This window comes from Streptomyces sp. ActVer, from assembly GCF_027270795.1.
Classification (GTDB): Bacteria; Actinomycetota; Actinomycetes; order Streptomycetales; family Streptomycetaceae; genus Streptomyces; species Streptomyces umbrinus_A.
Window position 1 is genome coordinate 1 of sequence record NZ_JAPWHT010000066.1, and the last position, 22683, is coordinate 22683.

23 protein-coding genes are annotated in these 22683 nt (G+C 70.5%); 10 read left to right on the forward strand and 13 right to left on the reverse strand.

Annotated features, from left to right (window positions below; translation table 11 throughout):
* A partial coding sequence (locus O3Q52_RS13850) for a helix-turn-helix transcriptional regulator (RefSeq protein WP_269649075.1) occupies positions 1 to 302 on the reverse strand: 302 nt, incomplete at its 3' end.
* A 335-nt stretch (positions 303 to 637) separates the two neighbouring features.
* On the opposite strand from O3Q52_RS13850, the gene O3Q52_RS13855 reads away from it, so the two are divergent.
* Positions 638 to 1105 carry a peptidoglycan-binding domain-containing protein gene (locus tag O3Q52_RS13855; protein WP_269649076.1) on the forward strand — a complete coding sequence of 156 codons (468 nt, stop codon included), beginning with the start codon at positions 638 to 640 and terminating at the stop codon, positions 1103 to 1105.
* A 129-nt stretch (positions 1106 to 1234) separates the two neighbouring features.
* The gene (locus O3Q52_RS13860) at positions 1235 to 2173 is read left to right on the forward strand and encodes a cytochrome P450 (protein WP_269649077.1); all 939 of its coding nucleotides are present in this window, start codon (positions 1235 to 1237) and stop codon (positions 2171 to 2173) included.
* Between the two features lie 15 nt (positions 2174 to 2188).
* Here the strand turns inward: O3Q52_RS13860 and O3Q52_RS13865 are convergent, their stop codons facing one another.
* The 6 genes from O3Q52_RS13865 to manD all read right to left on the reverse strand — a co-directional run bounded on the left by O3Q52_RS13865 (position 2189) and on the right by manD (position 9185).
* The gene (locus O3Q52_RS13865) at positions 2189 to 2812 is read right to left on the reverse strand and encodes a bifunctional 4-hydroxy-2-oxoglutarate aldolase/2-dehydro-3-deoxy-phosphogluconate aldolase (protein ID WP_269649078.1); all 624 of its coding nucleotides are present in this window, start codon (positions 2810 to 2812) and stop codon (positions 2189 to 2191) included.
* A 70-nt stretch (positions 2813 to 2882) separates the two neighbouring features.
* Positions 2883 to 3896, reverse strand: coding sequence for a sugar kinase (locus O3Q52_RS13870; protein WP_269649079.1), 1014 nt, complete (start codon positions 3894 to 3896; stop codon positions 2883 to 2885).
* Positions 3897 to 3978: 82 nt separating this feature from the next.
* Positions 3979 to 5058 carry an L-idonate 5-dehydrogenase gene (locus O3Q52_RS13875; protein WP_269649080.1) on the reverse strand — a complete coding sequence of 360 codons (1080 nt, stop codon included), beginning with the start codon at positions 5056 to 5058 and terminating at the stop codon, positions 3979 to 3981.
* The gene (locus tag O3Q52_RS13880) at positions 5055 to 6449 is read right to left on the reverse strand and encodes an MFS transporter (RefSeq protein WP_269649081.1); all 1395 of its coding nucleotides are present in this window, start codon (positions 6447 to 6449) and stop codon (positions 5055 to 5057) included. The genes O3Q52_RS13875 and O3Q52_RS13880 overlap by 4 nt, the downstream gene beginning before the upstream one ends.
* A gap of 85 nt (positions 6450 to 6534) precedes the next feature.
* Complete coding sequence (locus tag O3Q52_RS13885; protein WP_269649082.1) at positions 6535 to 7980, reverse strand: mannitol dehydrogenase family protein; 1446 nt, start codon at positions 7978 to 7980, stop codon at positions 6535 to 6537.
* Entirely contained in the window at positions 7977 to 9185 is a 1209-nt protein-coding gene (gene manD / locus O3Q52_RS13890; RefSeq protein ID WP_269649083.1) for a D-mannonate dehydratase ManD, read from the reverse strand. Before manD ends, O3Q52_RS13885 begins: the two co-directional genes overlap by 4 nt.
* Before the next feature lie 90 nt (positions 9186 to 9275).
* On the opposite strand from manD, the gene O3Q52_RS13895 reads away from it, so the two are divergent.
* From O3Q52_RS13895 to O3Q52_RS13905, 3 genes are all read left to right on the forward strand, one after another.
* The gene (locus O3Q52_RS13895; RefSeq protein ID WP_269649084.1) at positions 9276 to 9986 is read left to right on the forward strand and encodes a GntR family transcriptional regulator; all 711 of its coding nucleotides are present in this window, start codon (positions 9276 to 9278) and stop codon (positions 9984 to 9986) included.
* Positions 9987 to 10089: 103 nt separating this feature from the next.
* Positions 10090 to 11085, forward strand: a complete 996-nt coding sequence (locus O3Q52_RS13900) for a hypothetical protein (protein WP_269649085.1) — start codon at positions 10090 to 10092, stop codon at positions 11083 to 11085.
* Between the two features lie 84 nt (positions 11086 to 11169).
* Complete coding sequence (locus O3Q52_RS13905) at positions 11170 to 12612, forward strand: tol-pal system YbgF family protein (protein WP_269649086.1); 1443 nt, start codon at positions 11170 to 11172, stop codon at positions 12610 to 12612.
* A gap of 14 nt (positions 12613 to 12626) precedes the next feature.
* Here the strand turns inward: O3Q52_RS13905 and O3Q52_RS13910 are convergent, their stop codons facing one another.
* From O3Q52_RS13910 to O3Q52_RS13920, 3 genes are all read right to left on the reverse strand, one after another.
* Positions 12627 to 13145, reverse strand: coding sequence for a hypothetical protein (locus tag O3Q52_RS13910; protein WP_269649087.1), 519 nt, complete (start codon positions 13143 to 13145; stop codon positions 12627 to 12629).
* A gap of 232 nt (positions 13146 to 13377) precedes the next feature.
* Complete coding sequence (gene katG, locus O3Q52_RS13915; protein WP_269649088.1) at positions 13378 to 15600, reverse strand: catalase/peroxidase HPI; 2223 nt, start codon at positions 15598 to 15600, stop codon at positions 13378 to 13380.
* Between the two features lie 33 nt (positions 15601 to 15633).
* Positions 15634 to 16071 (reverse strand): Fur family transcriptional regulator, encoded by a 438-nt coding sequence (locus O3Q52_RS13920; protein WP_269649089.1) that lies wholly within the window; start codon positions 16069 to 16071, stop codon positions 15634 to 15636.
* Positions 16072 to 16343: 272 nt separating this feature from the next.
* Here O3Q52_RS13920 and O3Q52_RS13925 point away from each other — a divergent pair, with 272 nt between their 5' ends.
* From O3Q52_RS13925 to O3Q52_RS13935, 3 genes are all read left to right on the forward strand, one after another.
* Positions 16344 to 16520, forward strand: a complete 177-nt coding sequence (locus O3Q52_RS13925) for a hypothetical protein (RefSeq protein WP_269649090.1) — start codon at positions 16344 to 16346, stop codon at positions 16518 to 16520.
* A gap of 73 nt (positions 16521 to 16593) precedes the next feature.
* Positions 16594 to 17229 (forward strand): GPP34 family phosphoprotein, encoded by a 636-nt coding sequence (locus tag O3Q52_RS13930; RefSeq protein ID WP_269649091.1) that lies wholly within the window; start codon positions 16594 to 16596, stop codon positions 17227 to 17229.
* Between the two features lie 88 nt (positions 17230 to 17317).
* Positions 17318 to 17920, forward strand: a complete 603-nt coding sequence (locus O3Q52_RS13935) for a TetR/AcrR family transcriptional regulator (protein WP_269649092.1) — start codon at positions 17318 to 17320, stop codon at positions 17918 to 17920.
* A gap of 67 nt (positions 17921 to 17987) precedes the next feature.
* On the opposite strand, the gene O3Q52_RS13940 is transcribed toward O3Q52_RS13935, so the two are convergent.
* The 3 genes from O3Q52_RS13940 to O3Q52_RS13950 all read right to left on the reverse strand — a co-directional run bounded on the left by O3Q52_RS13940 (position 17988) and on the right by O3Q52_RS13950 (position 21197).
* Positions 17988 to 18551 carry a CGNR zinc finger domain-containing protein gene (locus tag O3Q52_RS13940; RefSeq protein ID WP_269649093.1) on the reverse strand — a complete coding sequence of 188 codons (564 nt, stop codon included), beginning with the start codon at positions 18549 to 18551 and terminating at the stop codon, positions 17988 to 17990.
* A 72-nt stretch (positions 18552 to 18623) separates the two neighbouring features.
* Positions 18624 to 20267 carry a SpoIIE family protein phosphatase gene (locus O3Q52_RS13945; RefSeq protein WP_269649105.1) on the reverse strand — a complete coding sequence of 548 codons (1644 nt, stop codon included), beginning with the start codon at positions 20265 to 20267 and terminating at the stop codon, positions 18624 to 18626.
* Between the two features lie 258 nt (positions 20268 to 20525).
* Positions 20526 to 21197, reverse strand: a complete 672-nt coding sequence (locus O3Q52_RS13950; RefSeq protein WP_269649106.1) for a class I SAM-dependent methyltransferase — start codon at positions 21195 to 21197, stop codon at positions 20526 to 20528.
* A 192-nt stretch (positions 21198 to 21389) separates the two neighbouring features.
* Between O3Q52_RS13950 and paaA the strand changes: the two genes are divergently transcribed.
* Together paaA and paaB are read left to right on the forward strand one after the other, a co-directional pair.
* Positions 21390 to 22364, forward strand: a complete 975-nt coding sequence (gene paaA, locus O3Q52_RS13955) for a 1,2-phenylacetyl-CoA epoxidase subunit PaaA (protein WP_269649094.1) — start codon at positions 21390 to 21392, stop codon at positions 22362 to 22364.
* A complete protein-coding gene (gene paaB / locus O3Q52_RS13960) occupies positions 22361 to 22681 on the forward strand; it encodes a 1,2-phenylacetyl-CoA epoxidase subunit PaaB (RefSeq protein WP_269649095.1) in 321 nt (106 codons plus the stop codon). The genes paaA and paaB overlap by 4 nt, the downstream gene beginning before the upstream one ends.
* Positions 22682 to 22683: the final 2 nt, after the last annotated feature.

Genomic DNA, 22683 nt, shown 5'->3' on the forward strand with positions numbered 1-22683 from the left:
TCCGGTCCTTCCGGCGCCGACGTGCCCCCGCGTCCCTCTCCCCAGGCCTCGACGGCGACCTCGTGCAACGCGAGCAGCCGGGTCGGATCGTCACCGCCGATCCGGGCCATCGCCTCGACGGCCTCCCGGGGCGGCAGCGACCGCCCGCCCAGATACCGCTCCCACGACGACGCGCTGTACCCCGTCTTCGCCCCCAACTGCCGCAGGCTCAGGCCGCTGTGGTCCTTGAGCCGGCGTAGACGCACCACCAACTGCCGTACACGCGGATCCAGTTCTCCGGGCAGGGCTTTCCAACGCGACATGTTCCCCCCACTCGCGTTCGCGGACCGAGGTCAGCGGTCCGAATTTCCCGCGCATTCTGCATCAGCTTTCACGATGTGCCCCATACACCGGTTCCGCCTCCGTACCGAATCGGCCATCGTCCGCCACGGCGGCGCGACCGGAACCGTCCCGCGGGATCGTCCCAGCGAATGAGGCCCACGCAGGTCAGCGGGTGGGACGTCCCGTGATGACGTCACTTTCCCGGTGGTCGTGGCGCGGCACACCGTCCGCCACACAGTCTGATTGCCGAGCCGACCGCACGGTCGGCCCCGCCCACAGAGGGCACAGAGGGAACCGAAGCATCGGAGGGGAAAGTATGCGAGCTCTGACGAGGACGATCGTCGGTGTCACCACCGCCGTCGGGATCGCCGCCGGGGGCCTGGCGGGCTCGGGCGCCGCCTTCGCGGACTCCGCACCGGCCGTGAAGCCGGCGGTCAGCGCCCAGGACGTCACCATCCTCGCGACGAACAACCTCGGCCTGAGCACCCAGCAGGCCAAGAACATGCAGTGCTTCCTGAGGAACGCTCCGGCGAGCTACACCGGCGCCATCGACGGTCTGCTGGGCACCAACAGCTGGAAGGCGTACCAGCGCTGGCTCAAGGAGTACTGGGGCTACACCGGTGCCATCGACGGCATCGTCGGCCCCAACACGATCAAGGCGTTGCAGCGCAAGCTGGCCTTCAACTGGGGCTACACGGGCGCCATCGACGGGATCGCCGGATCGGGGACGAAGGCCGCGTTCAAGCGGCTCGCCAACGACAACAGCGTCTTCTTCCCCTGCTGACGCCCAAGCTGGCACCGAAGCTGACGCCGATTCGGATCGTCGCCCTTTGAGGTGAGGACCGCGGTCTGTCCTCTCACGGGGGAGGGGACAGGCCGCTTCTCGTTGTCAGTGGCGGTTGTTACAACTGTGGTGCCGGGTGCCCGCTGGGGGCGCCCACCACTACAGAGGGGATGCATCCAGCCCTTCCGCCCGCGCGAGGTCCGTGACGGTTTCGCCTCGTTCATCGAGCGGGAGACCGAGCGGCTCATCACCGAACTGGAACCGACCGGCGCCGTCGACCTGCGACGCGCCTTCGCCGGACCGCTCGCGGTCGCCGTCGTGACCGAGGCGCTCGGGCTGGTGGGCACCGACGCGGAGACAGTGCTCTCCTGGTACGACACCATCGTGCGGTCGGTCTCCGACATCACCGCCGGACATGAGGCGGCGCCCGCCGGCGCCGCTGCGTACGCGCAACTACGGGCCGCCGTGGAAGCCACCGTCGCGGACCGGGGCACGTCGTCGCTCCTCGTTTCCGCCGCCGGGCGGCTGGCGGTGCCCGAGGTGGCCTCCAACGCCGCGGTCCTGATGTTCGGAGGCATCGAGACCACCGAGGGGATGATCACCAACGCGCTGCTGCATCTGCTGCACCACCCCGACCAACTCGCCCTGGTCCGGACCGACTTCGATCTCCTGGACGGCGCGATCGAGGAATCGCTGCGGCTCGAACCCGGGGCCGCGGTCGTGGACCGGTACGCCACCTGCGACACCGTCCTCGGCCCGGCCGCGATACGCAAGGGCGACCTGGTCACCGTCTCCCTGACGGGCGCCAACCGCGATCCGGCCGTCTTCCCCGACCCCGACCGCTTCGACGTCCGCCGCGAGAACGCACGCCTCCAACTGGCCTTCGCCCACGGCCCGCACTACTGCCTCGCCGCACACCTCGCCCGCCTGGAGACCCGGATCGCGCTCCAGCGGCTGCTCGAACGCCTCCCCGCTCTGCGCCTCGACCCGGAGCACCCCACCGCTCCGTACGGTCTGGTCTTCCGCAAGCCGCTCACCCTGCACGTGCTGTGGGACAGCCCCGCCTGAGGCAGCCCCCGGCCCTCATCGACAGGAGTCCGTGAAGGCACGGGCCCGTCGGGTGATCTCCGGCCAGTCCCCGGCGGCCACCAGGGAGGGCGGTACGACGTTCGAACCGGCGCACACCGCACGTGCCCCGGCGGCGAGGAAGGCGGCCGCATTGTCCTCGTTGACGCCGCCCGAGGCCACCAGCGGTACGTCCGGGAACGGGCCGGCCAGGTCCCGGAGGTAGCCGGGGCCGAAGGCGCGCGCGGGGAAGATCTTCACCGCGTCGGCGCCGAGGTCGAGCGCCAGCCCGACCTCCGTCGGGGAGAGGGCACCGATCACGACCGGAACTCCGGCCGCCGACGCCGCCTCGGCCACCTCCGGGCGGCAGCCGGGGGTGACGAGGTACCTGGCCCCCGCGTCGATCAGTTCCTCGGCCTGTTCGCCGGTCATCACCGTGCCCGCGCCGATGCCGTCCCCGTCCTCGGCCACCGCCCGTCGCAGATGCGCGGCGAGTCCGGGGGTCGTGCGGGTGAACTCGATCCAGCGGATGCCGCCGGCGCGCAGGGCCGCGCACAACGCCGCCGCGTCGGGTATCTCCGGGGCACGGACGACGGCGATCACGCGGTCCTTCGACAGCTGGGAGAGGAAGTCGGCGGTCATGGGCGGGAGTTCTCCTTCGGTGGTGCGCGATGCGGTGGGGCCCGACCCGGGCTGTGGCGCGGCGGCTTCCTCAGCGTGGTGCCGTGGCGGCCCACGCGTCGTCGTCCAGGTCGAGGCACCGGTCGGTCTCCGTGCGCGGCGGCATGACGGGAACGTCGTCCCGCGTTCGCAGCGCGGCGGCGGCCGCCAGATGACCGAGGCGCAGCCGTGACCGTTCGTCGCGGTCCTCCAGGACGCCGGCCAGATAGCCGGCCGCGAACGCGTCGCCCGCGCCGACCGGTTCGACCACCTTGGTGGGCAGCGAGGGCACGAACGTCCGCACCCCGTCGGCGTACGAGGTCGCGCCGTGCTCGGCGTCCTTGACGATCACGACGGGCGCGGGAGCGAGCAGGGCCGCGACGTCGTCAGGAAGGGCGGTGCCCCACAACTCCTCGGCCTCGTCCCGTCCCACGAACACGACGTCCGCGGCGCGGGCGAGCGCCAGCAGGCTCCGCGCGGCGTCCGCACCGCCGCCGCGCCAGAGCGCGGGCCGGTGGTTCACGTCGAACGAGACGCCCGGACCACGCCCGGCGCGGCCCTCCCGGCCCAGGAGCAGCGCCTCCAACAGGCGGGCACAGCTGTCGGAGACGGCCGCGGCCACGCCCGACAGGTGCACGATGCGGGTCCGGCGGAGTACGGGCAGCCGGGCCAGCTCCGGCCCCATCCGGGACGCGGCCGATCCGCCGCGGTAGTAGTGCGTACGAGTGCGGTCCGGACCCGGGTCCTTGAAGTAGACGCCGGTCGGTCGCTCAGGATCGGTCTCGACGGCGCTCACATCCACGCCCCGCGCGGTGAGTTCGGCCAGGATGCGACGGGCGAACGGATCGTCACCGAGTCGGCTCAGCCAGGCGGCGCGGTGCCCGAGACCGGCCAGTCCACAGGCGACGTTGGACTCGGCGCCGCCGATGGCCATGCTGAGCACGGCCTGCTCGGCGAGCGGGCGGGCGTCCGGCGGGCTGAGCACGGCCATCGTCTCGCCGACGCACACGACGTCGGCCACCGGCTCCTGGCTGTCGGCGACGTGGGGAGGGGACGGCAAGGACACGGGATTCTCCTGGCGGACGGGACGGGACGGGAGTGCGGACTCAATGAAGTGGCGGCGGGCCCGGGCACAAGGACCCGCCGCGTCACAACCCCGCGGCTGCGGCGGCTGCGGTGACGTCAGGCGTATCGGGCGTATCTGCCCCGAGCCGCAACATCACCTTGCTGCTCCCGCTCCCCGGGTCCGCGGCGACGGCGAGTGCCTCCTCGGCCCGTTCCAGCGGGAAGCGGTGGGTGATCAGCGGGGTCACGTCCAGGCCGTCCCGGAGTGCGAGCAGCGCCTCGTCGATCTCCTCGACGAAACGGTACGAGCCGATCCAGGTGATCTCCCGGGTCACGAGGTCGCCGAGCGCGGCGGCCACGGCCGTACCGGGCAGGTTGCCCACCTGGACGAGGGTGCCTCCGCGGGCCGTGGCGCGCAGTACGGGACCGAGCGCGGCCGGGGCGCCGGACGCCTCGAAGACCACGTCCACGTCCTCGGGCAGTGCGTCGCCGTCGGAGAGGCCGCACGTTTCGTCGGCGCCCATGGCGCGGGCGACGGCGAGGGACGACGAGGCCAGATCGGCGGCGACGACCCGGCCCGCTCCGCGGTACCGTGCGGCGGCGACGACCAGGGAGCCGATCGGTCCACAGCCGTTGACCAGCACCGTACGGCCGCGCAGTTCGGGGGCCCGGCCGACGGCGTGCAGGGCGACGGCCAACGGCTCGGCGAGGGCGCCCTGTTCGGTGCCGACACCGTCCGGCAGCGGCCGGATCTGGGTCGCCGGGACCGCCCGGTACTCGCTGAACCCGCCGTCGGTGTGCGGGTCGAAGGCCGCCGAGCCGAAGTAGCGGACGCGCGGGTAGAGGTTGGTCCGTCCGGCGATCCGCTCGGGAAGGACGCCGTCGCCGACCAGTTGGGCCGGGTGCACGGTGACCGGCTGGCCTTCCCGGAGGCCGGTGACTCCGTTGCCGAGGGCGGCGATCCGGCCCGCGAACTCGTGCCCGAGCACCAGCGGGTGTGTGAGCGCGGCGGTGCCGGACGCGCCCTTCTTCCAGTACGCGATGTCGGATCCGCAGATTCCGCCCCACTCCAGGGCCAGCAGCACCTCGTCCGCGCCCGGCACCGGCCGGGCCCGCTCGTCGACGCGTACGTCGCCGGGACCGTGCACCACAACCGCCCTCATACGGCGTCCTCCAGCCGGACCAGATCGCGTCCGCGTGTCTCGGGCGCGAGGAACGCGCTGACGAAGGTGATGAGCGAGTAGACGACGAGCATCGCCGCGATGGGCCACCAACTGCCGGTGACGGCCGTGAGCGTGGCCGCGAGGACCGGTCCGATCGCGGTGGCGAGGATGCCGCCGATCTCCTTGGCGAGCGCGAGCTGGGTGAACCGGGTGCGGGAGCCGAAGAGTTCGGCCATCGTGACGCTCTCCAGCGAGAACAGCCCGAGGACGCCGACGTTCAGGCCGAGGACCATGCCGAGCATGATGCCCGGGGTGGAGCCGGAGGTGATGAGGAGCATCACCGGGAAGGCGAGGACGACGGTCAGAGCTGAGAGCGCGAGGTAGATCACGCGGCGTCCGAAGCGGTCGCCCAGCAGACCGATCACGGGCACGGTGGCGAAGCCCACCAGCGAGCCGTACACGATCGCGTCCGTCGGTACGGACCGGCCGACCGCCAGGTTGGTGGCGATGTAGCCGACCAGGAACGTCTGCATCAGCCCGGAGTTGCCCGCCTGGCCGAAGCGCAGTCCCAACGCGAGGAAGAACGCCTTGCCCTTGCGCTGGCGGATGCCCGCCGCCAGGACGCTGCCCTTGTGCTCGTCCGCCGTGGCGATCACGGACTCGACCTCGTCACGGGCCAGCGCCACACCGTCGACCACGTCGGGGCGCTCCTCGAAGACCGGACTTTCCTTGAGACTGCGGCGAATCCAGACCGCGAAGATCATCAGCCCGAAGCTCAGCAGGAAGGGCAACCTCCAGCCCCAGGACAGCAGTTGGTCCTCGCTGAGCACGGCGAGCAGGATGGCCCACAGACCGGAGGCGGCGAGCGTCCCCGAGTTCGTGCCGAGTGACACCAGCGAGGAGATCAGCCCGCGCTTCTTCACGGGCGCGTACTCGGCCAGCATCACGGTCGCCCCGGCGATCTCGGCACCCGCGCCGAAACCCTGCACCAGGCGCAGGACGACGAGCAGGATCGGCGCGAGGATGCCGATGGTGGCGTAGGTGGGCAGGGCGCCGATCAGGGTGGTGGAGGCGCCCATCAGCAGGATCGTGAGGAACAGGACCTTCTTGCGGCCGATCCGGTCGCCCATCCGCCCGAAGTAGACGGCGCCGGCGAGCCGGGCGACGTATCCGACGCCGTAGGTGGCCATCGCGGCGATGAGCCCGATGGCCGGGCTGACGTCCGGGAAGAAGATCTTGTTGAAGACGATCGCGGCGGCCAGCGAGTACAGCTGGAAGTCCATGAACTCCATGGCCGTGCCGAGCCAGCCCGAGACGGCGGCCCGGGTCAGATCGCGTGTGCTGCGCTGAGCGGATGGCGTCTGCTGAGCGGCTATGACGCTGTCCTTCATCGTGAACTCCGTTGTTCGGGGACTGAAGTGAGGCTCAGATGTGGGGAGTTGAGAGGGGTTCGGAGGGGGGAGCAGTGGGTGGGGCTCAGACCTCGACGCGTCCGGCACGCAGGGCGGGGAGCCGGTCCGCGACGGCGGCGGTGAGCGCGTCGTCGTCCGCCAGGTCCACCGCGCCGAGCACGCGCAGCAGTGCGCGTACGGTCTCGGCGGGACGGGTCGCGGGCTCCCAGCAGGCGGTGAGTGCCTCGGCGGCGGGATCGGGTGGCCCGTCGGCCCGGCGGGTGCTGTCCGCCCAGGCGGCGAGGGCGAGTTCGAGGACGGGGGTGCTCGCGCCACGGGCCCGCAGTTCGCGCAGGGCCGGCAGCCAGCGCTCCGTGATCTTCAGTGATCCGTCGGAGCCGATCTGCCGCAGCAGGTGGTGCATGGCGGGATTGCGGAAACGTACGAGGAGATCGTCGGCGTACGCGACCGGATCGGGGCCGTCGGCCGGGAGGGTCGGGGCTACCTCCGCGCACAGCGCCCGTACGAGGCGCTCGCCCCAGTCCGCCGCCATGGTCCCGGCGATCGTGGTGAGCCCGGTGGCGCTGCCGAGGTAGGCCAGGGCCGAGTGGGAGCCGTTGAGAAGCCGCAGCTTGGTGAGCTGGTAGGGCGCGACGTCCGGGACGAACAGGGCGCCGTCGAGCTCCCAGGGCGGCCGGGGCGCGGCGAAGGAGTCCTCCAGCACCCACTGCCGGTACGGCTCGCCCGTCACGGGGAGGGCGTCGCGCATCCCGAGCGCGGCATCGGCCGCCGCCCGGTCGGCCTCGCTCGTCGCGGGCACGATCCGGTCCACGACTGTCGCGGGGAAGGCGACGGCCTCGGCCATCCGGTCCAGGATCTCCGCACGGTCCGGCCAGGCCGACGCACGGATGTAGTCGTGGACCACACGGCCCAGCGCGGCTCCGTTGTCCGCCATGTTGTCGCAGGACACGACATTGATCGGGGGCGCGCCCGCCCGCATCCGAGCGGCCAGCCCGGCGGCCAGCCGTCCGACCACCGTGGCCAGGGGTCCATCGGCGGCCGTCGTGAGGTCGGCGGCGACGGGCCCGGCCGCGGTGTCAAGGCCGCCGGTCGACGGGGAACGGTGATAACCCTTCTCCGTCACGGTCAGCGTCACCACCGTCACCTCGGGGTCGGCGAGCAGGGCGTCGACGGTCCTGGCGTCGGGGCCCATGGTCAGCGCGCCGACGACCGAGCCCACGACACGCGTGCGGTGCCCGTCCGGACGGCGTTCGGTGAGCGAGTACAGACAGTCCTGGTCCCGCAGGGCGCGTACGGTCGCGGCCGACCGGGGCGCGACCGCGGTGATGCCCCAGGGCTCTCCCGAGCGCGCGGCGGCCTGCTCGGTGAACACGGCCTGGTGCGCCCGGTGGAAGGCGCCGAGCCCGAAGTGGACGACGCGGGTGCGCAGTTCGGCCGGATCGACGGCGGGTCGCTGCCCGGGCGCGAGCCGGAGGAGGGCCTCGCGGTTCAACAGGTCGTCGGCGCTCACCAGTCGTGCACCGACCCGTCGAGACGGCGGGCGACCGGGAGGTAGCGCCGCTGGTAGGGGAAGCGCTCGGCGGCCTTCTCGTCGTACTCGACGCCGAGGCCCGGCTCCTCGGAGGGGTGCAGCATGCCGTCGGCGAAGGTCACCCCGGTACGGAACACCTCGGCGGTCTCGTCCGGGTGGCCCATGTGCTCCTGGATGCCGAAGTTCGGCACGGTGATGTCGACGTGCACGGCGGCCGCCATGCTGACGGGGGAGAGGTCGGTCGCCCCATGGGATCCGGTCCGCACCTGGTAGAGCGCGGCGAGGTCGAAGATCCGCCGCAGATGGGTGATCCCGCCCGCGTGGACGACGGTGGTGCGTACGTAGTCGATGAGCTGCTCGGTGATCAGGTGCTGGACGTCCCAGATCGAGTTCATCACCTCGCCGACCGCGATCGGCGTCGTGGTGTGCTGCCGGATCAGCCGGAACGACTCCTGGTTCTCGGCGGGGGTCGGGTCCTCCATCCAGAACAGCCGGCACCCCTCGACGCTCTTGCCGAACCGGGCCGCCTCGATGGGGGTCAGCCGGTGGTGCACGTCGTGCAGCAGGTGGAAGCCGAAACCGAAGCGCTCCCGCACCGCTTCCAGATAGGTGGGCGCGAAGCCGAGATAGGCCTCGGTGTCCCAGGGCTGCTCGTCGGGCAGTTCGGTCGCGGCCGGCTCGTAGACCTTGCCCTTGCGCACGCCGTACGTGCCGCCGACCTCGGGCACGGCGGCCTGCGCCCGTACGGCCTTGTAGCCCAGCTCCAGATAGCGCTCGACGTCGTCCAGCAGCGAGGGTGTGTCGGTGCCGCTGGCGTGCGAGTAGACCAGCACACCGTCGCGGGACCGGCCGCCGAGGAGCTGGTAGACGGGCAGCCCGGCCGTCTTGCCCAAGATGTCCCACAGGGCGGTGTCGACGGCGGCGATCGCGGTCATGGTGACCGGCCCGCGCCGCCAGTAGGCACCCTTGTAGAGGTACTGCCACATGTCCTCGATACGGGCCGGGTCCTTGCCGATCAGCAGGGGAACCACGTGGTCGCGCAGGTAGCTCGCCACGGACAGCTCACGACCGTTGTGCGTGGCGTCACCGAGCCGGGTCACCCCGTCCGTGGTGGTGATACGCAGCGTGACGAAGGTGCGGCCGGGGGAGGCGACGAACACCTCGACGCGTTCGATCTTGCTCACAGGTACTCCTTGGTCGCGAAGTGCTTGTATACAAGCATCTGTCGCGCAGCATGGCAATACTTGTGCCGCCGCCCTACGTACGATGTGCACATGGCTCAAACGAACGGGCGGACGAGTCGGCGCGATATCTATCTGAAATTGCGTCAGCTGGTCCTGACCCTCGAACTTCCCCCGGGCGCGGCCCTCTCGGAGAACGAACTCGCCGCGTCGCTGGGCGTCAGCCGCACGCCCGTGCGGGAGAGCCTGATCCTGCTGGCCCAGGAGGGCCTGGTGCAGGTCTTCCCGAAGATCGGGTCGTTCGTGTCGCGGGTGGATCCGGCGCAGGTCGCCGACGCGCAGTTCCTCCGGGAGGCGGTGGAGCTCGCATCGCTCGACGATCTTCCCGAGCGGCTCGACCCCGCGGTCGTCGAGGAGCTGCGGGGCAACCTCAACCGCCAGCAGCGCGCGGACCTCGACCTGGAGGAGTTCTTCGATCTGGACGAGGCGTTCCACCAGGGCCTGATGCGCCTGAGCGGTCACGGCAACGTGTGGACCACCGTCGCCGCGGCAAAGGGCCACCTGGACCGGGCCCGGCGCCTCGGTCTGCACGAGAACGTGTCCCCGGCCGTCTTCGCCGCCCAGCACCACGAGATCTTCGAGGCGATCGTCGGCGGGAACGTCCCGCTCGCCCGCACGGCCATGCGTACGCACCTGCGGGCCGTCTTCAGCGACATCGAACGCATCCGCGCACACTCGCCGGAACTGTTCGCCACCGACGCCTCGACGGTGCCCGTGCGACGCAACGTCGTCGTCTGGGAGTGACCCCGGGGCCCGCCCCGGCCTCGGAAAAGTGCTTCCCTTCTGCAACCAACACACTGCGGCGACGCGTCCGTCACTTCAGCCGTGAATCGGGGGAGCCGCAGAGATGAACGCCTGGAACCCGCAGGGGCCGCCGCCGTACGACCCGCACGGTGGCAACGTGCCTCCGCAGCCCCAGGGTCCGTACCCGTACAACACCCCACCGCCGCCCGGCGGATACCCGCCCAACGCTCCGTATCCCAACGGCCCGTATCCCAACGGCCCGTATCCCAACGGCCCGTATCCCAACGGTCCGCACCCCTACCCTCCGCAACCCGGCCCGCCGTACCCGGGACCGCTGCCCCAGCGCCGGGTGGGTCCACTCGGGCGGCTGTGGCGCACCGCGGATCCCATCGCGGTCGGGCGAAAGGTCTTCACACCGTCGCGGCCGGGCCGGGTGGACGACGAGGTGGTCGCCCGTATCCAGAAGATCCGCACCATCGTCGGCCTCTGCGCCGTCCTGTGGGTGACGCTCTCCTACAAACTCGCCGCGTCCGCCGGGGACATCGCGAGCGACCGCGGCAACCAGGCCTGGATCAACGTACTTGTGCTCGCGGCGACCTTCCCGGTGGCCGTCGGTCTGCTGATCGCCGTGGCCCGGCCACCGGCCCGTCAGGAGTTGCTGCGCCGCACCGCGAAGCCCTTCGGTTCGATCCTGGCCATCATGGGCGCCATGTTCGTGTTCCCCGCGTCCGTGCTCACCGGATTCGTCAGCGGGCGGTTCGCCACCAATCCCGCGATGACGGTGGTCACCGTGGTCGTCACGCTGCTCACGATCGTCTGGGTCCTCCCGTTCGTCTTCTACGGCGTCGGTATGTCCCTCGTCCATGTCTTCCGCACGGCGGACATCCATGAGACGGTGCCGCCTCTGCTGGCCATCACGCTTGTGTGGGAGATGGCACTGGTGGACATGTTCACAGGGGCCTACGACACTCTGCCGGGGCCCGTCCGGATCGTTGTCACGCTCGGCGCGCCGCTGTCGGTCACCGCGGTGGGCCTCTGGGAACTGCGCCGCCTTCGCACCAACTACGGCCTCACGCTGCGCGGCGCGCTCATGCGCTGAGAGCGCAGATCCCCGGGAGGGGTCCCGGGGGCGGGGCTGCACCATGCGACATCGAGACTCGTGCTGCGACCGGGGGAGACCAGGATGAACGAACCGACGCATGCCCTGCCCGAAATGCCGGAGCCCACGCCTACCGAGAACCGGGGGCACGACCCGCTGGCCGTCGCCCTCGGCAACGCCTCCCTTCTCGGCGTCGGTTACCTGATGCTGCGGCGACGCGGACTCGCCGTCGCCGCCGCGGTCGTCACCGTCGTGCTCGTCTCCCGGCTCGTCTCGACCGCCCGGCCGGCGTACGAGATCGCCGTGCTCGTGTGGTGGGCCGCGGTCGTCGCCCACGGGTGGTTCCTGGCGCGCAGAGGCGGCGGCGGGGTCGCGTTGCGTGGTCAGCGCGTGGTCGCGCTCTGCATCACGCTGTCGGTGGTGCTGGCCGTGGCGCTGCTGCGATTCGACGTGTCCAGGATCGAGGAGAGCGTCACCGAGGCCCGCGAAAGCGGCGACTGCGCCGGGGTGTTGAGCGCCCAGGACAGGGTGTGGTTCGGGCATCGCGTCGCCGACGCCCCGCTGGCCGCCCGCGGCGACGAGAGCGTCGAGGCATGCGACCGGCTGCGGTCGGCCCGGACCGAACTGAACACCGCGCTGACCGGGAACACCGATGCCCTGGACGAGGGCTTCGGCACACTCGCCTCCGTCCTCGCCGAACCCGGCAACGAGAAGACGGTCGAGACGACCCTGACCGGATTCCTCGGGGGCCTGCCCGCCAAGGACCCCTGCACCACCGTCACCGTCACCGATTGGCTCCGCGACCGCAAGCGCAGCAACGACGTACTGGACCGGTCCGCCGGCACGGCCCGGCGGACCGCACCCGCCGCGCTCGTCGGATGCGGTGACGAGCTGATGGCGGACAGCAGTTGGCAGAACGCCCTGGCGCACTACGAGCAGTTGCTGGACCGCTACCCCGGCGACGACCTGGCGGACAAGGCCAGGAAGGGAGCCCGGAAGGCCACCCAGAGCATCGAGTTGGCCAACGTCCGCAGCCTGCTGGCGCCGGGCGGCACGGGCTCCCAGCCCGAGTACTGCTCCCGCCCGGCGAAGTACAGCGGCGCCAAGCCCATGGGCAAGGGCACCAACCGCGCGCTGTTCTACACCGGCAACACATACGGCCAGGACTACTCCGACAAACTCCCCGGTTCCTGGAAGGCCGCCGACGCGGCCGACGCCGTCCTGGTGGTCTGCATGGGCGAGGACACCTTCGGCACCTCCGTCCGGACCTGCCCGTACCAAGGCAAGTCCTCCGGGTCCACCACGTACGTGACCTTCCACAAGATCGCGGTCCCGGTGAAGGTCTACGAGGTGCGCACCGGCAAGCTCGTCGCCAAGCGCAAGATCCAGATCAACGGGTCGAGTTGCCCCTCCCTCATCACGTATTTCACCTCCAGCGACTCCGGCTCGGGCCCGCCGTCGACCAGGTACGTCAGCGAGTCCAAGTCCGACGTGCGCTCCGCGTTCCGGTCGTTGGTCGTCCGCTGAGTGGTGGCCGGGAGTCAGCTCTTGGGGAAGAACTCCAGCACCGCTCTGCCGTCCTTCAGGGACTTCACGCGGAAGCCGAGGCTGTTCAGCCCGCCGGTGCCGCCCTCGCCGACCGACGTGCTCAGGAAGACGCCGGAGCCGGAGGACTGGACCATGACGGCATCCTCCGTGACCTTCGTGACCCGGAGGTTGCTGACGCCGAACCGGCTGTCGACCTTGATGGTCATGGGCTTCGACACGGTGATCTCGCATCGTCCGTCGAAGCAGGCGTCGGCATCGGTGCCGCCGCCGGGGGTGTCCGACGTGGCCGCTCCAGTCGGGGACGGGGACGGGGACGGGGACGCGGAGGTGGATGGCGACGCCGCCTGCGAGGACGGCCGCGCCGACTCCGACGGCGTACGCGTGGAAGACGACTCCGCCCCCTCCCCGGAGCCGTCGTCCCGGCCGCCACCGACACCCCCTCCGCAGCCGGTGAGGACCACCATCAGGGTCAGCACCCCCGCGACGCCGACCCGACCCCTGCCCATGCTCATCCGTTCACCCTTCAACGCGTATCAACTCGTACGCCCACCAACGCCGTTGAGCCGCGATCTCCATATTCCGGGCTCCGGGCTCCGTGCTCCGGACGAGGGGGCATCGGCCCTCCTACTTATACGGACCCGCTTGGGGAGGGGTCCCGGAGCCGGCGGAGAAGTGCCGGAACGAGAACGTCCGGGCCGGCCTGTGCAGGCCGGCCCGAACGTCACGATGAACTGGGTGAACTGATCAGACGAGGTCGAACCGGTCGAGCTCCATGACCTTGGTCCACGCCGCGACGAAGTCGTTCACGAACTTCTCCTTCGCGTCGTCGGCCGCGTAGACCTCGGCGAGCGCGCGCAGCTCGGAGTTCGAGCCGAAGACGAGGTCGGCACGGGTGCCGGTCCACTTGACGTCGCCCGTGGCGTCGTCGCGGGCCTCGAAGGTGGTCGCGTCCTCGGACGTCGCCGTCCACGTCGTGCCCAGGTCGAGCAGGTTGACGTAGAAGTCGTTCGTCAGCCTGCCGGGGGTCTCGGTGAGGACACCGAGCGACGACTGCTGGTGGTTGGCGCCCAGGACGCGCAGGCCACCGACGAGGACCGTCAGCTCGGGGCCGCTGAGGGTCAGCAGGTTCGCCCGGTCGAGCAGCAGGTACTCGGCCGGCAGGCGGTTGCCCTTGCCGAGGTAGTTGCGGAACCCGTCGGCGGTCGGCTCGAGGGCCGCGAAGGACTCCGCGTCCGTGTGCTCCTCCGTGGCGTCGACACGGCCCGGGGTGAAGGGCACCACGACGTCGTGACCGGCGTCCTTGGCGGCCTTCTCGACGGCCGCGCTGCCACCGAGCACGATCAGGTCGGCCAGCGAGACCTTCTTGGCACCGGAGTTGAACTCCGCCTGGATGCCCTCGAGGACACGCAGCACCTGGGCAAGCTGGTCGGGGTCGTTGGCGTCCCAGCCGCGCTGCGGCTCCAGACGGACGCGAGCGCCGTTGGCGCCACCGCGCTTGTCGCTGCCGCGGAACGTCGAGGCCGAGGCCCAGGCCGCGGAGACGAGCTGCGAGACGGTCAGGTCCGAGTCGAGGATCTTCGCCTTGAGGGCGGTGACGTCCTCGGCGGCGATGGCCTCGCCCTCCGCCGCGGGCAGCGGGTCCTGCCACAGCAGGGTCTCCGCCGGGACCTCCGGGCCGAGGTAGAGCGACTTCGGGCCCATGTCACGGTGGGTCAGCTTGTACCAGGCGCGGGCGAAGGCGTCCGCGAACTCCGCCGGGTTCTCGTGGAAGCGGCGGGAGATGGGCTCGTAGATCGGGTCGAAGCGCAGCGACAGGTCGGTCGTGAGCATCGAGGGGGCGATCTTCTTCGAGGCGTCGTGGGCGGCCGGGACGGTGCCCTCGCCCGCGCCGTCCTTCGGCTTCCACTGGTTGGCGCCGGCGGGGCTCTGGGTCAGCTCCCACTCGTAGCCGAAGAGGTTGTCGAAGAAGCCGTTGCTCCACTGGGTGGGCGTGGTGGTCCAGGTGACCTCCAGGCCGGACGTGATGGCGTCCGCGCCCTTGCCGGTGCCGAACGAGTTCTTCCAGCCCAGGCCCTGCGCCTCGATCGGGGCGGCCTCGGGGTCGTCGCCGACGCTCTCCGCCGGGCCCGCACCGTGGGTCTTGCCGAAGGTGTGACCACCGGCGATGAGGGCGACGGTCTCCTCGTCGTTCATCGCCATGCGACGGAAGGTCTCACGGATGTCGCGGGCCGCGGCGATCGGGTCCGGGTTGCCGTTGGGGCCCTCGGGGTTGACGTAGATGAGGCCCATCTGGACGGCGCCGAGCGGGCTCTCCAGCTCACGGTCGCCGGTGTAGCGCTGGTCGTCGAGCCACGTGGTCTCGGGACCCCAGTACACGTCCTCCTCGGACTCCCAGACGTCCGCACGGCCGCCGGCGAAGCCGAAGGTCTCGAAGCCCATCTGCTCCAGGGCGACGTTGCCGGTGAGGATCATGAGGTCGGCCCAGGAGAGGCTCTGGCCGTACTTCTTCTTCACGGGCCACAGCAGACGGCGGGCCTTGTCCAGGTTGCCGTTGTCCGGCCAGCTGTTCAGGGGAGCGAAGCGCTGCTGACCGGCACCGGCGCCGCCGCGGCCGTCGCTGATGCGGTAGGTGCCCGCGCTGTGCCACGCCATACGGATCATGAACGGGCCGTAGTTGCCGAAGTCGGCCGGCCACCAGTCCTGCGAGGTGGTCAGTACCTCGGCGATGTCCTGTTTGACGGCAGCGAGGTCGAGGTTCTTGAACGCCTCGGAGTAGTCGAAGTCCTCACCGAGGGGGTTCGCCACGGCGGGGTTCTTGGCAAGGATCTTCAGGTTGAGCCGCTCCGGCCACCACTGGCGGTTTCCGCCGCCCTGAGTCGGGTGCGGCGCGCGCCCGTGCGCGACCGGGCAGCCGCCTGCCTCCTCGGGCTTCGGGTCAGTGACGATCGCATCATGGTTCTCAGTCATGAGAGTCCTTCCGAACTGGGTGGATCACGGTGCTCAGGAACTGCTGGTGGTGGAACAGGCGGGGCACAGGCCCCAGTAGATGACCTCGGCCTCGTCGATCGCGAAACCGCGGTCGTCGGACGCGGTCAGGCAGGGGGCGTGGCCGACCGCGCAGTCGACGTCGACGACGACACCGCACGTACGGCACACGAGGTGGTGGTGGTTGTCTCCGACACGTCCCTCGAACCGGGCCGGGCTGCCGGGCGGTTCGAGGCGGCGTATGAGCCCTGCCGCGGTGAGCGCGTGGAGGGCCTCGTACACGGCTTGGAGGGAGATGTGGCCCACGCGGTCGCGTACCCCGGAGGCGATCGCCTCGACTCCGAGGTGGTCGCCGCCGCGGACGGTCTCGAGCAGTGCGACGCGGGCGGCCGTCACCCGCAGGCCGACACCGCGCAGCTCCTCTGCAGTGGTCGGAGTACGGGGTGTGGTCATGGCGCCAAACCTAGCGTCCTAAACACGAACAGTTCAAGAAAGCGAAGGTTCCAAGTTTGGTAAGTCCTGTCGAACAAATCGTCGCCGCGGGAGTCCGGGGTGCCGCTTCCGGTCGTGGTGGGGCTTCTGATGGGAATCCTCGACACCGTCACCATCTTGACAGGTGACGAAAATCGCTGCGATCATCATCACCTGTTTCGCAGGTGACGCGAGCGGGCCGGGTGACGCCGCCTTCGCCTCGATCGGACCCGGATCGAACACAGGAGGACGAGATGGTGCATCAGGAGAACGCTCCGGACGCCGCCCAGGTTGCACGCCGTACGCGATTCGGCGCGTTGCCGGAGCGCATCGGCCTGGCGGACATGGTCGAGGAGAAGCCGGCGACCGTGCCCGACCCGGCGAGGGACACGTACAACTCCGACGAGTGGCTCGTCCGTACGTGCCTGTGAGTCCGGTCGACCGCACGGCGGGCCTCTCCGCCGGCGACGTACGCTTGCTCATACCTCCGAGGGGAAGCGGATCATGACCACACCGCGGGACCTGTTGATCGTCGCCATGGATGTGGAGTCCGGCCGCCCCGCGGACCGCGGGAGCCTGTCTCTGGCGCTCGCCGGGGCCGAGGTCATCGACCTCCTCGGTGCCCGAGCCGTCGAGCTGGACGGCGATCGCATCGTGCCCGGCGACCGGCCCTCCCTGGATGACCCCCTGCTGCGTGAGGCCGAGTCGGCGCTCACTCGTCAGGAGCCGTACGAGTCGGTCGAGGACTGGCTGTGGCGCCGAGGCCGCGAGTTGTCCTCGGCGTATCTGGCCGCGTTCGAGACCGAGGGCCAGCTCACCCGGCAGCGCCGCCGCCTGATGTCCTTCCGGGCCGGTGACGTGGCGCTCGTCGATTCCCCGGCTCGCCGCGGGGCGGTCGACCGCTGGGAATCCCACGAGCCCGTGCTGGTCGCCCTCGCGACGGCCGCCGCGCTGCACGGTGAGCCTCTCGGCGAGGACGCCGAGGAATCCCCGAAGCCTCCCGACGTCCCGGACATCGCCGACGACGCGGTGGCGACGGTACTGGCCGCGGTGAACGACGCCGTGATGGAACTGGAAGCCGTGCGGCAGCGCCGATCCATCGAGGACGCGGCCTTCGACAACATCTGGCGCGGATTCTGACCCGAGCCCGCGCCGGGACACCCACGGGTGACGGGCCCACGGGTGACTGGCCCACGGGTAAATAGTCGATCGGTCGTATATTGGCCTTATGGGACGGACCAGCAACGCCAGGGAGAAGATCCTCACCGCCGCGCAGTCACTCATCGGGCAGCGGGGCTACTCGGCCCTCGGCACCGCCGAGATCTGCAAGGTCGCGGGCGTGCCGAAGGGCAGCTTCTACTACTTCTTCGAGACCAAGGAAGCGCTCGCCCTGGCTGTTCTCGACGAGCACTGGGAGACCCAGCGCGGCGACTGGAGCCGCATCCTGCGCGGCGACGGTGACCCGCTCCAGCGGCTGCGTCAGCTGTTCGAGGAGACCGAGGCCGGCCAGCGCGCCGGACAGCAGAGCTGCGGCACGGTCTCAGGGTGCCTGTTCGGGAATCTGACCCTGGAACTGAGCAACCAGACCGAGGCCGTTCGTTCGCGCCTGCAGGGAATCTTCGACGCGCAGGTCGGCATGGTCGAGGAGGTCGTCGCCGAGGCCGCGGAGCGCGGCGAGATCGCCGTCGGCGACCACCGCGAGGCCGCCCGGTCCGTCGTCGCGCAACTCGAAGGCCAGGTGCTCTTCGCCAAGCTCTACAACGACCCCCGGCGCCTCGACGTCCTGTGGAGGAACTGCCTCGCCATCCTCGGGGCCCGGCTGCCGGTGTAGGCCGCGGGTGCTTGCCGCGGCAAGCACTGCACGAGACCTGGCACGAGAAGCTTGAGGACTCGGCGCCTCAGTGAACCGAGGCTGTCCGTGCCTGCTTCTTGCGGGCGCGGTAGGCCGCGGCCTTGACCTTGTTTCCGCACGACTCCATGCCGCACCACTGCCGGCGCACACCGCGCGACCGGTCGATGTAGACGCGGGTGCATTCGGGATTGCCGCATTCCTTGAGCAGCGGAACCTCGGGTCCGCTGAGGACTTCGACGGCCTGGCGTGCCACGGTGGCCAGTGCCTCTTCGGGCGTCGCGGCCGTCCATCGCCCCGTCGCGGTGAGCTGAGGCGTCGCCGAGGGCATGCGGGCCGCGCCGTTCACCGCGGCGAGCGCCGCCTCGTCGTAGGCCTCGCCGAGCCGCCGGGCGGCGATCAGGTCGTAGACGGCTTCCCGTACGGCGATCGCCTGCTCGACGTCGGCCTCCCGGCTGGGAGAGACGGCGTCGACGATTCCGGACTCGACGTACCAGGCGTCCAGTCGCTCCGGCGACACGAGCGTCTCGAACCGGAGCGTGCGGCGGGCGCGGAGCGTGGCCGCGAAGTCGAGCGCGGGGTTCCCGCAGAAGAAGGCATGATCCAGATTCACGTCACCATCCTGACGGGTGACATCAGGGCATGCAAGGGGCATCACCGGTCAGGCTGGTGACGGCCGGGGCGGCTACTCCTTCGGCTTCTTCGGGATCTGCTGCTCGAACCAGACGACCTTGCCCGTGCTCAGCCTCGTCGCGCCCCAGCGCTGCGCGAGCTGATCGACGAGGAAGAGGCCTCGGCCGCCCTCGTCGCCCGGCTGGGCCTGCCGCATCCGGGGCACCTGGGAGGAGTCGTCGGTCACCTCGCAGCGGAGGACGTCGGTGCGCAGCAGCCGCAGCGCGATGGGCCGTGAGGCGAAACGGACGGCGTTCGTCACGACCTCGCTGACCATGAGTTCCGTGGAGTCGAGCATGGATTCCAGGTCCCAGCGGCGAAGTGCCCTGCGGGTCAGGCGGCGTGCCTGTCCGGCGGTCAGCGGGTGGGGGTCCAGGTGCCAGTACCCCACGCTGTCCGGGGGGAAGCCCTCGAACCGGGCGGTGAGCAGTGCGATGTCGTCGTCCCGTGAGCCCGGGACCATGGCGCCCAGGATGTGGTCGCAGAGCACTTCGAGCGAGGGCATGGAGTGTCCGCTCGCCACGATTCGGAGGCTGGTGCGCAGGGCCTCGACGCCTGTTCCCACGTCCGTCTCGCGCGATTCGACGAGGCCGTCGGTGTAGAGCAGAAGGGTCGCTCCGGTGGGGGCGTGCATCTCCACGGACTCGAAGTCGACCCCGCCGACACCGATGGGGGCGGCCGGTGGGACGCGGAGCACCTCGCCGTGGCCGTCCGGGTGCAGGAGCACCGCGGGCGGGTGGCCGGCGTTGGCCATGAGCAGCCGGTGCGAGATCGGGTCGTAGATCGCGTAGAGGCAGGTCGCGATGTGGTCGCTGCCGAGGCGCTGGGCCTGCTCGTCGAGGTGGTGCAGGACCTCGTCCGGAGGCAGGTCGAGCCCGGCGAGGGTCTGCACGATGGTGCGCAGCTGGCCCATGATCGCGGCGGACGTCATGGAATGGCCCATGACGTCCCCGACGATCAGCGCGACGCGGTTGCCGGGCAGCGGGATCGCGTCGTACCAGTCGCCCCCGACCTGGGCGGTCTTCGAGGCGGGCAGATAGCGGCTGGCCAGCCGGATCCCGGTGGGCTCGGGCAGTGACGACGGCAGCATGGTGTGCTGCAACGTGTCCGCCACGGAGGCCTCATGCCCGTACATCACCGCCTTCTGTACGCCGATGGCGGTGTGTGTCGCGAGCTGTGAGGCGACGAGCAGGTCGTCACGGGTGAAGGGGGCCCGGTCGGGCCGACGCAGCAGGACGACCGTCCCCATGACGTGCCGGCGGCCGTGCAGCGGGGCGATGATCAGCCGGCGCCCCGGCGGAATCGCCTCCGGCACGCTCGCCAGGGGCCCGAGCAGTTCGGCCACCGCGGGCGCGATTCCCGGCGCGTCGCCGAAGGCGGGCCGGCCGGCCCGCAGCAGTTTCGAGAGCCGGCCGGCGACGTCCGGCCGTACGCGCTCGGCGATGTCCGAGTGCATGGGATGGGTCTTGAACAGCGGCGATCGGGAGGCCTGGGGAGAGTGAGGCTTCCTGCTTACGCTGTGCAGCTGGAGGATGACGGGTGCGGCCGACTTCTCGTCCCCGACAGGGAGCGGATCGTGCAGATGGACGATGATCGCGTCGGCGAAGGAGGGGACGGCGGCCCGGCGCAGTTCGCGGAGCGTCTCGTCCAGGTCCATCCCGCGGGCGATCCGTCGGGTCGCCACGTCCAGGTACTGAAGTCGGTCCGTCTGTGCTCCTCCCCTGTCAGGACCTGGTTCCGGGGGGCTGTCCGGCACCGGGTTCTGGAACTGGGAGCCCCTGCCCTCCGCACGGCGGCCGTGCGGAGGGGCTGGCTGGGGGGTCCGGGTGACACGCGGGCCCTGGGGGGTGGGGTGCTCCGTCACGCGTTTCGTCCCGTCGGTGGGCCGCGGTCCGCGGTGAAGGGTCGTGCCTGTTCAGTCGAGCCGTCGGCAGCAGAGGAAGACCTGCTCCTCGGGCGGGACGTCGGCGACCGCCGGGGCATAGGTGTAGGCGGCCTCCTTGACGATCTCGAAGCCACCGGTCTCGATGACCTTGTGCAGGTCCTCCAGTACGTATCCGGAAACCCGGATCGTGTTTCCGAGGAACGGGATCGCGTAGTTGTCCACATCGGCCTCCACCATGGAGAGGACGAACAGACCACCGGGAACCAGCAGGTGCCGGACCGTCTGCAGCGCGAGGGGTATCTCCACGCGGGGCAGCATCAGCAAGGAGAAGAAGGCCGCGACGGCGTCGAAACGGCCGAGGTCCTGCGGGCCGCCGGGGCGCAGGTCGGCGATGTCCATCTGGTGGAACGTCGCCGCGGGAACGTACTCCCGGGCGAGCTGCACCATTCTGCGCGACAGGTCGACGCCCACCACCTCGAAGCCGGCGTCCGTCATCTGGCGCGTGGTCGGCACTCCGGTGCCGCAGCCGAGGTCGAGCACGCGGGAACCCGCCGGCAGCGAGTCGATCAGCCATTCCCCGGCGGAGAGCTGGCCCTCCTTGTGCGGGAAAGCCTCGTCATAACGGTCGCCGATGGCGTCAAAGGCTTCGGCCTGACCGCTGCGGTCAAACCGAATGCTCTCGTAGTCAGCCCCGTTGCTCATCTTGGTCACGAAAGTAGCCTTTCGTAGCTCATGTTGAATTATTCCACAATCACATGATCGGTGGTCGCAGGTGAACCCAGGTGCTCACGGGCCCGGAGACGCACCGCCCCTGATTGTGCCCGGGTCTTGCCCGGTCGGCAGAAACACGTCACACTGGTACCGAACGAATGGTCGGTTGGGAAGCTGGTATCGATGACGACGACACACTCCGCCGAGGTGCCGCTCCAGGAGCTGCAGCAGCAGTTCGACGCGACGATCGCGCGGGACCAGCGGGTCGAGCCGCGCGACTGGATGCCGGACGGCTACCGCAAGACGCTCGTCCGGCAGATCGCGCAGCACGCGCACTCGGAGATCATCGGCATGCAGCCGGAGGGCGAGTGGATCACGCGCGCGCCCTCGCTGCGCCGCAAGGCCATCCTGTTCGCGAAGGTCCAGGACGAGGCCGGCCACGGGCTGTATCTGTACTCGGCGGCGGAGACCCTCGGCGCCGACCGCGCGGACCTGACCGAGCGGCTCATCGAGGGGCGCCAGAAGTACTCGTCGATCTTCAACTACCCCACACCGACCTTCGCCGACGTCGGCGTCATCGGCTGGTTCGTGGACGGCGCCGCGATCTGCAACCAGGTTCCGCTGTGCAGGAGTTCGTACGGGCCCTATGCGCGCGCGATGGTGCGGATCTGCAAGGAGGAGTCGTTCCATCAGCGGCAGGGCTACGAGCTGTTGATGACGATGATGCGCGGCACCGAGGCCCAGCGGGCCATGGTCCAGGACTCGGTGAACCGCTGGTGGTGGCCGTCGCTCATGATGTTCGGCCCGCCCGACGGCGACTCGCCCAACTCGGCGGCGTCGATGGCCTGGAAGATCAAGCGCCACAGCAACGACGAACTGCGTCAGCGGTTCGTCGACATGACCGTCCCGCAGGCCGAGAAGCTCGGCGTCACGCTGCCGGACCCGGGCATGCGCTGGAACGAGGAGCGCGGCAGCCACGACTTCGGCACCCCCGACTGGGAGGAGCTGAAGCGCGTCATCTCCGGCGGCGGGCCGTGCAACGCACAGCGGGTGGAGCGGCGCCGCAGCGCTCACGAGGAGGGCGCCTGGGTGCGGGAGGCGGCCACGGCCCACGCGGCCAAGCAGGCGGCACGCGCGCGTGAAGGAGCGACGGCATGAGCGACATCACCCCGGGCCCCACCCAGGGCACCGGCAAGGGCGACTGGCCGCTGTACGAGGTGTTCGTGCGCGGCAAGCGCGGGCTGAACCACGTCCACGTGGGCTCGCTGCACGCCGCCGACGACGCCATGGCGCTCACCCACGCCCGCGACCTCTACACCCGGCGCAACGAGGGCGTCTCGATCTGGGTGGTGCGCTCGGAGCACATCGCGGCGTCCACGCGCGACGAGAAGGACCCCTTCTTCGCGCCGAGCGCCGACAAGGTCTACCGCCACCCGACGTTCTACGACATCCCCGACGACGTCCCGCACATCTGAGG